The 10,195-nt window shown below is 74.4% G+C and carries 7 protein-coding genes; 3 read left to right on the top strand and 4 right to left on the bottom strand.

All coding sequences use genetic code 11. From position 1 onward, the window contains the following. Positions 1 to 100: 100 nt before the first annotated feature. Together AC230_RS26185 and recQ are read left to right on the top strand one after the other, a co-directional pair. The gene (locus AC230_RS26185) at positions 101 to 2,155 is read left to right on the top strand and encodes a restriction endonuclease (protein ID WP_198535609.1); all 2,055 of its coding nucleotides are present in this window, start codon (positions 101 to 103) and stop codon (positions 2,153 to 2,155) included. A gap of 76 nt (positions 2,156 to 2,231) precedes the next feature. Next, a complete protein-coding gene (gene recQ, locus AC230_RS26180) occupies positions 2,232 to 4,106 on the top strand; it encodes a DNA helicase RecQ (protein WP_049718746.1) in 1,875 nt (624 codons plus the stop codon). Between the two features lie 49 nt (positions 4,107 to 4,155). Here the strand turns inward: recQ and AC230_RS26175 are convergent, their stop codons facing one another. Both AC230_RS26175 and AC230_RS26170 read right to left on the bottom strand, forming a co-directional pair. Next, positions 4,156 to 4,818 carry a class F sortase gene (locus tag AC230_RS26175; RefSeq protein WP_049718745.1) on the bottom strand — a complete coding sequence of 221 codons (663 nt, stop codon included), beginning with the start codon at positions 4,816 to 4,818 and terminating at the stop codon, positions 4,156 to 4,158. 64 nt (positions 4,819 to 4,882) lie between these two features. After that, positions 4,883 to 5,443 carry a hypothetical protein gene (locus AC230_RS26170; protein ID WP_049718744.1) on the bottom strand — a complete coding sequence of 187 codons (561 nt, stop codon included), beginning with the start codon at positions 5,441 to 5,443 and terminating at the stop codon, positions 4,883 to 4,885. A 118-nt stretch (positions 5,444 to 5,561) separates the two neighbouring features. Between AC230_RS26170 and AC230_RS34410 the strand changes: the two genes are divergently transcribed. Further along, positions 5,562 to 5,693 carry a hypothetical protein gene (locus AC230_RS34410; RefSeq protein WP_277816931.1) on the top strand — a complete coding sequence of 44 codons (132 nt, stop codon included), beginning with the start codon at positions 5,562 to 5,564 and terminating at the stop codon, positions 5,691 to 5,693. Here the strand turns inward: AC230_RS34410 and AC230_RS26165 are convergent. Together AC230_RS26165 and AC230_RS26160 are read right to left on the bottom strand one after the other, a co-directional pair. Beyond that, entirely contained in the window at positions 5,690 to 7,564 is a 1,875-nt protein-coding gene (locus tag AC230_RS26165) for an MFS transporter (protein ID WP_422125636.1), read from the bottom strand. The genes AC230_RS34410 and AC230_RS26165 overlap by 4 nt on opposite strands. 134 nt (positions 7,565 to 7,698) lie before the next feature. Then, positions 7,699 to 10,107, bottom strand: coding sequence for a D-alanyl-D-alanine carboxypeptidase (locus AC230_RS26160; RefSeq protein WP_241833367.1), 2,409 nt, complete (start codon positions 10,105 to 10,107; stop codon positions 7,699 to 7,701). Between the last annotated feature and the right edge of the window lie 88 nt (positions 10,108 to 10,195).

Below are 10,195 nucleotides of genomic sequence, written 5' to 3'. Positions count from 1 at the left end.
GTCCGGGCGACTAAAGTTGACAGGTCACCGCTGGTCACGCAGCCAGTACGTCACGCGGTTCCGGGACGGAAGCAGTCTCGGGGGGAGGGCTGATTCCGCCATGACTCGTCGCTCCAACGGTCTGATGGGCATCTGGGCCGAGGCGCAGCGCGACCGGTACCGGCAGCAGGAGCTGAGACAGCGGGAGCTGGAGCGGGAGCGGCGGGAGAGGGAGAGGCTGGAGCGGGAGGCGGCGCGGGAGGCGGCGCGGCTGGACCGGGAGCGGCGGGCCGCCTACCGGCAGGGGCGGGAGGCTGGGGCGCGGCGGCGGACGGAGGAGATCGAGGCGCGGGTCGCGGCGCTGGAGGGGCTGTTGCGGGCGGGGTGCGCGGCGCCGGGGTTCTCGGCGGCGCGGATGCGGGAGTCCGAGGTGCTGGAGCCGTTCGCCCCGGGGCACCTGGGACAGCCGACGCTCATGCCGGACCCGGGGCGGTACGGCTTCGGGCGGCGGGGGCAGTACGAGGCGGACCTGCGCGCGGCACAGGCGGCGGAGGCGCAGCGGCAGCGTCAACTGGCCGCGTACCGGCGGCAGTACGACCAGTGGGCGGCCGCCCGGCTCGCGCAGGTGCGGCAGCACAACGCGGGGGTCGAGGAGCTGGTCGCGGCGCTGCGGGCCGGTGATCCCGACGCGGTCGTCGAGTACTTCTCGGCCGCGCTGTACGCGTCGACGGCCTGGCCGGAGGAGTTCCCGCACCAGATATCGGCGGCCTACGACCCGGGCGCCCGCCGGCTCGTGCTGGACTGGGAGCTGCCGGGGTTCTCGGTGGTGCCGGAGGTGAAGGCGGTGCGCTACATGCCGGCCGCCGACCAGGAGAAGGAGACGGCGCGTCCGGTGACGCAGCGCCGGGCGCTGTACCGGGACGTGCTCGCGCAGTGCGTGCTGCTGGCGGTGCGGGAGCTGTTCGCGGCGGACGAGTACGGGGCGCTGGAGTCGGTCGTCCTCAACGGCTTCGTGGACGACCACGATCCGGCGACCGGGCGGCGGGCCCGGCTGGTGCTCGCGGCGGTGACCGTGGACCGGGCCGCGTTCGGGCGGCTGCACCTGGAGCAGGTGAGCGCGCCGGAGTGCCTGACGGAGGCGCTGGGCGGGCGGCTGTCGGCCCGGCCGGACCAGCGCACGGCCGTCCGGCCGGAGCGGCGGCCGGACGAGGTGGGCCGGGGCGTCGTCTCGCACGGCGGCGGGGAGGACGACGACCCGGACCTGTTCGAGATGGACCCGGTCGCCTTCGAGGCGCTGGTCGCCGAGCTGTTCCGGGCGCGCGGCATGCGGGCCGTGATGACGACCCGGTCCAACGACGGCGGGGTGGACGTCGAGGCCCTCGACCCCGACCCGATCAGCGGCGGCCGGATCATCGTGCAGGTCAAGCGGTACCGCAAGACCGTCCCGCCGACGGCGGTGCGCGACCTGTACGGGACGGTGCAGGGGGCCGGGGCGAACAAGGGCGTCCTCGTCACGACCTCCCGCTTCGGCCCCGGCTCGTACGCCTTCGCCAACGGCAAGCCGCTGACCCTGGTGTCCGGCGAGGAGCTGGTGGGGCTGCTGGCGCAGCACGGGCTGCGGGGGCGGCTGGGGCCGGGCGGGGAGCGGCCGTCCCCGGCCCCTGCCGGCCCGGCCGCGGAGCCCGGCGGGCACAACGTCCTCGGCATGTCCTGGTCCGGGGGCGTCGCGCTGGACGTCTGCGCCCTGGTCTGCCGGGGCACCCGCGTCCTCAGCGACGACCACTTCGTCTTCTACAACAACCCGCGCACCCCCGACGGCACCGTCAGCGCCGCCGAGCCGCCGGCCGGCTCCGGCGACCGCGCCGCCCTGCGGGTCGCCTTCGACGCGCTGCCCGAGGCCGCGGACCGGCTGGTGCTGGCGGCGGCCATAGACCCCGAGGTCAACCCGGAGGCCGACCTCGCCCTCTTCACCGACGCCCGCATCCGGCTCGCGGACGCGGCGGGGGCCGAGCTGGGGCGGCTGGAGGTGTCCGACGGGCGGCCCGGCGAGACGGCCCTGGTCCTGGGCTCCTTCCGGAAGCGCTCCGGCGGGAACTGGGACTTCGTGGTGGGCGGCAAGGGGTACACGGGGGGCCTGGAGGCGCTGGTGCAGGAGTACGGGATAGAGGTGGCCTGAGCCGGGCCCGCTCCTGCGGCCGCGGGGTTTTCCACAGGCCCCGGCCGGGATCCGCGGTTCCTCGTACACTGCCCAGATGGCCGACCCCACTGAGAACAGCGAGCCCGGCGCGTCCAGCGAGGCGCTGGGGGTCCTGCGCCGCGTCTTCGGTTACGACGCGTTCCGCGGGGAGCAGGAAGAGATCATCGAGCACGTCGTCGCGGGCGGCGACGCGCTCGTCCTGATGCCCACGGGCGGCGGCAAGTCGCTGTGCTACCAGATCCCGGCCCTGGTCAGACCGGGTGTCGGCGTGGTCGTCTCCCCCCTGATCGCGCTCATGCAGGACCAGGTGGACGCCCTGCGCGCCCTCGGCGTCCGGGCCGGCTTCCTCAACTCCACGCAGGACCTGGACGAGCGCCGCATGGTCGAGGCCGAGTTCCTCGCGGGCGAGCTGGACGTGCTCTATCTGGCGCCGGAGCGGCTGCGCCTGGAGTCGACCATGAGCCTGCTCGACCGCGGCAAGGTCTCCGTCTTCGCCATCGACGAGGCGCACTGCGTCGCCCAGTGGGGCCACGACTTCCGCCCGGACTACCTGACGCTGTCCGCCCTGCACGAGCGCTGGCCCGACGTCCCCCGCATCGCCCTGACCGCGACGGCGACGGAGGCCACCCGCAAGGAGATCGCCGCCCGGCTGCAGCTCGGTGACGCCCGTCACTTCGTCGCCAGCTTCGACCGGCCGAACATCCAGTACCGGATCGTCCCCAAGAACGACCCCAAGAAGCAGCTCCTGGAGCTGATCCACGGCGAGCACGCCGGGGACGCGGGCGTCGTCTACTGCCTCTCCCGCAAGAGCGTCGAGGACGTCGCCGACTTCCTCGTCGCCCACGGCGTGGCGGCCCTCCCCTACCACGCGGGCCTCGACGCCCGCGTCCGCGCCGCCAACCAGGCGCGCTTCCTCCGCGAGGACGGCGTGGTGATGGTCGCCACGATCGCCTTCGGCATGGGCATCGACAAGCCGGACGTCCGCTTCGTCGCCCACCTCGACCTGCCCAAGTCCGTCGAGGGCTACTACCAGGAGACCGGCCGCGCCGGGCGCGACGGCCTGCCGTCCACGGCCTGGCTGGCCTACGGCCTCCAGGACGTCGTCCAGCAGCGCAAGATGATCGACGGCTCGGAGGGCGACGACGCGCACCGCCGCCGGCTGACCGCCCACCTCGACGCGATGCTCGCCCTCTGCGAGGCGGTCGAGTGCCGGCGCGCCCGCCTCCTCGCCTACTTCGGCCAGCGCCTCCCCGAGCCCTGCGGCAACTGCGACACCTGCCTCACCCCGCCCGTCACCTGGGACGGCACCATCGCCGCCCAGAAGTTCCTCTCCGCCGTCTACCGCCTCGCCCGCGAGCGGCGGCAGAAGTTCGGCGCGGGCCAGATCATCGACATCCTCCTCGGCAAGAGGACCGCCAAGGTCATCCAGCACGACCACGACCAGCTCACCGTCTTCGGCATCGGCACCGAGCTCGGCGCCGCCGAATGGCGCGCCGTCGTACGGCAGTTGCTGGCCCTGGGCCTGCTGGCGGTGGAGGGCGAGTACGGCACGCTCGTCCTGACGGAGGCCAGCGGCGAGGTCCTCGGCCGGCGCCGCGACGTCCTGCTGCGCCGCGAGCCGGAGAAGCCCTCGCGCGCCCGCTCGGCCCCCGGCAAGCCCCGCGCCGCCGCCCCCGCCGACCTCCCGGAGGCCGCCGTCCCCCTCTTCGAGGCCCTCCGCGCCTGGCGCGCCTCCCAGGCGAAGGAGCAGGGCGTCCCCGCCTACGTCGTCTTCCACGACGCGACCCTCCGCGAAATCGCCACCCTGCGCCCGGAATCGCTCGACGCCCTCGGCACGGTCGGCGGCGTCGGCGAGAACAAGCTGGCGAAGTACGGCGAGCGGATCCTGGAGGTGCTGGCGGAGTCGGCCCGGGCGCAGGCACCCGCCTGACGGGGCAGACTCGGCGCCGTGGCGGGCGGGTTGCGGGTCCGCGGGGGCCTCACCCCCGTGCGCCCTCCCGCCCCGCCACCCTCGCCAGGTGCGCGTAGACCACCACGTTCCCCAGGTACGCGTGCTGTTCCTCCGAGAAGCCGCCGCCGCAGGTGATGAGTCTCAACTCCGGCCGCCCGGAGGCCCCGTAGACCTTGCGGGAGGGGAAGTCGGCGCGGGAGTAGACCTCGATGGCGTCGATGGTGAAGACGGCGGTGCGGCCGTCGACGCGGAGGACCTCGACCGAGTCGCCCTTCTTCAGGGCGCCGAGGTTGTAGAAGACGGCCGGGCCGTCGGGGGTGTCGACGTGGCCGGCCACGACGGCGGTGCCGATGGCGCCCGGCTTCGTGCCCGCCTCGTACCAGCCCGCGATACGGCGGTCGTTGACGGGCGGGGTGGCCAACGACCCGTCGGGGAGGAGCCGGAGACCCAGCAGCGGGGCGTCGACGCGTATCTGCGGGATGCGCAGGCGGACGGGCGTCGCGGGCGGCAGCGGGCGGACCAGGGACTCGCGGTGGCGGGGGGTGAGCGCCCCGTGGGAGGCGAACGCCTCGGAGGGGGACGGCTGGGGCGGGGGCGCGGGGGCCCGGGCGCCGGTGTCCAGGAGCCAGGTTCCGGTGAACGCGCCGGCGGCGAAGACGAGGGCCGCGGCGGTGACACGGGTCGGCGGCATCGGAGTCAGTCCTCCGCGGGGCCCGGTTCCCGGCCGCCGGGGAACGGCCGGGAACCGGAACCGCTCAGGCCCGGCCGCCGCCCGAACGACGGCGCAGGAAGAGCGTTCCGCCGACCGCCGCCACGGCCAGGACCGCCGCCCCGGCGACGATCTCGGACGTGCCGGAGCCCTCACTGGTACCACCGGCGCCGGTCTTCACCGGCCCCTTGGGAGGACTGACGGCCTTGCCCGGTTTCATGGGCGCGGGCGACGCTCCGCCGCCGTCCCTGCCGCCCGTGCCGACGACCACGTCACCCGTGGCCTCCTTGCCGTTCTTGCACTTGACCCCGATGCCGTACGTACCGGCCTTCGCCACGTCGGGGATCCTGAACTGGCCGACCACCAGCTCCTTGTGGGCGCCCGGCTTGAGCTCGAAGGCGGAGGGGCCTCCCACGGCGCTGGCGTCGCCCGTGCCCACGCCCTGCTTGCCGCAGGCCGGGGTGCTCACCGTGACCGTCGCGCCCGCGGAGGCGGCGCCCGGTTCGATCTCCAGCTTCTCGAAGTCCCCGGCGAAGGCGGGGGCGCAGGGCAGCCCGGCCACGGCTATGGTCAGGACGGCGCCGGCCAGCACTCGTGCAGTACGCATGCTCGTTCCTCCGTGCGCGGACGCGGCACACCGATGTGCCGCAGCAAGGTGGGGGCTCCGCGCACCTTCGAGCGAACCGGTGTTCCGGGGCCGACGCATTCCGTACGAGGACGAACGGGTGACGCGCGCCGCCGCGCCCGCCGCCGAGGGCGGCGGCGAGGGCGGCGGCGAGGACGGCGACGAGGACGGCGGCGAGGACGGCGGCGAGGACCTGACGGGCGTGCTCGGCCTGCTGGTGCGCCGGGGCTAGCGCGCCAGGTCGTCCGGGCAGCCCGTGCCGCGCGGCAGCTTGTACGGCGCGCCGATGCGGTACGTGCCGGCGCCCGGCGCGTGCAGGACCGTCCAGTCGTCCTCGGGCTGGTCCTCCGACGCCTCGCCGATCCGCTTGGTCAGACAGCCCCGCTCGTTGACCGGCGGCTCGCCGTGCGGGCCGGCCTTCGGCGGCTCGACCGGCTTGCCGGACTCGTCGATCAGGCCCAGCCAGGGCGTGTAGGGAATGCGGATGAGCACCGGGCCGGCGGACTTCACACGGACCGTCAGCTCGTCCGCGTCGGCCCTCAGCACCTCGGCGGGGGGCGCGGCGAGCGGGGTGGGGTCCTTGACCGCGTAGAGCTGCCAGTTGGCGTTGGACCAGATCTGTTTCAGGTACGGCTGGCCCGCGGCGACGAGCTCGGCCTCCTTGACGGCCGCGTTGTCGGGTTCGTCGGTCGGCAGGACGACGTAGTGGACCGCCCAGCGGTCGAGCCACTCGCGGTAGCTCTTCCCGTCGAGCAGGCCCTCCTTGTAGAAGAGCGGGTTCCGCTTCATGTCGGCCTGCCGGTTCCAGCCCCGGGCCAGGTTCACGTACGGGGCGAGGGCGGACGCCTCGCGGTGGCTGCGGGCGGGCACGACCTCGACCCGGCCGCGCCCGGCGTCCACCTTCTGGAGCCGGTCCATGAGCGGGGCCAGCTCGCGCGCCCAGGAGGCGGCGGGGGTGGTGTGGACGATGTCGGAGATGGAGTTGGTGGCCTGCCAGACCGTGATCGTGACCACGGCCAGGACGGACGCCGTCCACGTGCGGCCGGAGCGCAGCCACTCCGCGCGCGGCGGCCGCCGCCGCTCCTGGAGCGCGGCCAGGAGGACCACGCCGCCGAAGACCATGCCCAGCCGCGAGATGTTGGTGCCGATCTGCGAGGGGATCAGCCAGACCAGCAGCACGCCGACCACGTACAGGCCGGCCGCTATGCGGACGGTCTGCCAGTGCCTCGGCGTGAAGGCCAGCGCGAAGACACCGGACAGCAGCGGCAGGATCGTCGAGAGGAACGACATCGGCTGCTGCCCGGAGAAGGGGAACAGCCAGGCCGAGAGGGCCACCACCGCCACCGGGGTCAGCCCCAGCGCGTACGACGCCGGCCGCCGCTTGCCCAGCCACAGGGCGGCGGCGACGATGCCCACGTACAGGCCGGCGACCGGGCTCGACGCCGTCGCGAGGGCGGCCATCAGGGCCGCCAGGCACGCCCGGAGCCAGCGGTACCGGCCCGCGGCGCGCCAGCGCACCGGCCAGGCGAAGACCATGGCGACGGCGGCCAGGCCGAACATCACGCCGAGCGCGAAGGTCACCCGCCCGGAGATCGCGTTGCAGGCCATGGCGAACGCGCCGTAGAGCGCCGGCCACAGCGGCCGCCGCACCGCGCGGCTGCGCACCAGCAGCAGGGCGATCAGCCCGGCCGAGACGGTGCCCGCGATCATCATCGTCGGGCGCACGCCGAGCTGCGCCATCAGGTACGGCGAGATCGCGCTGTACGAGACGGGGTGCATGCCGCCGTACCAGGCGAGGTTGTACGCGGAGGCGGGGTGCTGGAGGGCGAACTCGGCCCAGGCGTCCTGCGCGGCGAGGTCGCCGCCGCTGTTGGCGAAGACGAACCGCCAGACGACGTGCAGCACCGCGGCCACGAACAGGGTGAGGGGCACGGTGCCGGTGACCACCTCGCGGACACCGGGCCAGCGCGAAGGGGCGCCCGGCACTCTCCGTGCGGCGCCTGCCCTGTCCCGTTCTTCCGGTTTTCCGGCCCGCGCCGGGCCCACGGTGGTCACTGCGGCTACTCCCCGTCCTCCCCCAGTTCTTCCCCCATCTTCACTCATGCCCCCGGAACGGCCGCGGGCGAGCCCCGCGACGCTAGCACGCGCCGCCGGGACGGCCCGCACGGCGAAACGGCTCCCGGCCCGTACCGACCACTCGTACGGGCCAGGAGCCGTCCGGACGCTGCGCGGGCCGCTCAGCCCAGGCGCGTGAGCTTGGAGCCGAAGGAGGGCTCGCTCAGGGTCTTCTGCAGCGCCACCGGGATCTTCACGGCGTCCGGGCCGGAGCCGACGACGAGGTCGCCGACGACCGTGCCGGCCTTGGCCGCGTGCGGGAGGGACGCGCCCTTCGGCTCGAGGGCGAACTTCGCCTTCATGCCGCCCCAGCCGAAGCCCTTGACGTCCTTGGTCGCCACGACCGGGGTCCTGCCGCCGAGCTGGTCGTCCACATAGCCGACGACCTGGCCCTTCCTGACGACGGTGGCCTGCTGGAGGGCGTTCTGGACGGCCGACATCTGCTCGTAGCTGACGTCCTTGGCCATCTTCAGGGACATCAGGGCCTGGACGTCCGGGCCCTTCTTCCAGTGCTGGTCCATGGTGGTGCCGACGATCAGCACCTCCTCGTCGCCGAAGCGCTTGCGGGCCGCCCACATCAGGGCGCCGCCGGCCGCGGTGGTCGAGCCGGTCTTGATGCCGAGGACGCCGGTGCGCTTGAGCAGCAGATCGTCGATGTTGCTGTTGATCTGCCCGCCGTCCTTGATCTTGGAGTTGGGCTTGGTGGTGATCGACCGGACGATCGGGTTCCGGATCACCTGCTCGGCCAGCAGCACCTGGTCCGAGGCGGTGCTGACGGTCGTCCTGTCGAAGCCGCTGGGGTCGGTGTACTTGGTGCGCTTCATCCCCAGCTCCTTGGCCACGTCGTTCATCTTCTTGACGAACGCGGCCTCGGAACCGGCGTCCCAGCGGGCGAGCTGGCGGGCGATGTTGTTGCCGGAGGGGATCAGCAGCATCTGGAGCATGTCGTACTCCGAGTACGACTGGCCGGCCTTGACCCACTCGATGCGCGACTCGTCGCCGGAGCCGGCCTCCTTCTCCGTCTGGGCGTCGATCGTGATCATCGGGCCCTGCTCGGGGACCTCCGTCCCGCCCTGCTTCCTCATCTTCAGCGGGTGGTCGCGCAGGACGATGTACGCCGTCATGACCTTGGCCATGGAGGCCGTCGGGACGGGCTTCTGGTCACCGAAGGTGCCCAGGTCGCCGACGCCCAGCACCTTGGCCGCGGACTGGCCCTCGCCGGGCCACTTCATGTCGAACCTCTCGCCGCCGAAGGTGAACGCGGCCTTCTCGCCGAGCGCCAGCTTCGCGTCCGGCAGCGGCCGGAACGCCTGGACGACGCAGAAGACGATGAGCAGCAGGACCACTATCGGCGTGTAGATCTTGAGGCGCCGGACGGTGGTGCGGACCGCCGTGTCCGGCGGCGGCGGGGTGTTGGTCAGCTGCGCCAGCAGGTCGAGCGGCGCCTGCTTCTCCCCGTCCGGGCCGACCGGCAGCGGCGTCTGCGCCGTCCGCTCCGGCCCGTCGGTGCCCGCGGCGGGCGCCGCCGGGGCCGCGGGGGCGGGCGGGGCGACCTTGACGGGCACGGCCGGGCGGGCCGGCTTGGGGGGCGCGGCCGGGGCGTCGTCCGACTTGAGCGGGACGAAGCGGCTCGCCCGCTCGTTGCCGGTGGGCGCGCCCTTGGGCGGCGTGGCGGGCGCCTTGATCTCGGGCGTCTCGACCTCGGGCGCCTTGATGAGGGCGGTGGGCTGGTCGGCGGAGCCGCTGTCGGCGCCGCCCTTCCCGTCGTCCTTCGCGTCGCCCTTCGCGTCGTCGGCCACGGGCGCCTTGAGCAGGGCGGTGGGCTGGTCCGCGGCGGCGGTGCCGTTCGCGGCGGGCTTCGCGCCGTCGCCGGACGGCGCCTTCAGCAGCGCGGTCGGCTGATCGGCGCCGGCGGAGGCGGCGGAGGCCGGACGGCTCGCGGCGGGCTTCGCCCCGGCGGTCCCGTTCGCGGCGGGCTTCGCGGCGTCCACGGCGGGCGCCTCCAGGAGCGCGGTCGGCTGGTCGGCGCCGCTCGGGCCGGCGGAACGGCCCGCGGCCGCCCCCGCCGGGCGGTCGTCCGCGGAGGACTCCGCGGCCGGCTCCGGCGCGTCGTCCTCGCCCGCTTCCTCGTCGGCGCGCGCGGCCCACGACGCCACGGCGGCCTTCGGCCGGGCGTCACCGCCCGGTGCGGCGGCACCCTTCGCCGGCCGGCCGGCGGCCGGGGCGCCCTCGTCGGCTCCGCGCGCGGCGGCGTCCGCCCCGGAGGCACCGCCCTTCGGAAGGGCATCCTCCGCTTCGTCCCGCTTCGCGGAATTCGCATCCGCATCGGTCGCGGCGACCGCCGTCCCGGCGTCCCCGCCCCGCCCCGCGGGCATGGCCCGCTCCGTGCGAGCGGCCCGCTCGCCAGCCGTCTCCCCCGACGGCTTCCCCTGCTCAGACTTGTCGGGGGACTCGCCCGCCACCGATGCCTCCTCGATTCCCGCGCCGTACGCCGAGAGCGGGGCGCGCTCGGCGCCCCGCGTCCCGGACATTCTCAACGTCTACCAGTGTCCTCTGCCGTCGGCGTGCCAGCGCGCGACCGCCCGTCAAGCGGCTTCCACGGCTTCACCCATGTGCAAG

The sequence above is a fragment of the Streptomyces caatingaensis genome (genome assembly GCF_001187435.1).
GTDB lineage: Bacteria > Actinomycetota > Actinomycetes > Streptomycetales > Streptomycetaceae > Streptomyces > Streptomyces caatingaensis.
The sequence above is the reverse complement of the archived record's forward strand: the minus strand, read 5'-3'. Positions and strand labels throughout refer to the sequence as shown.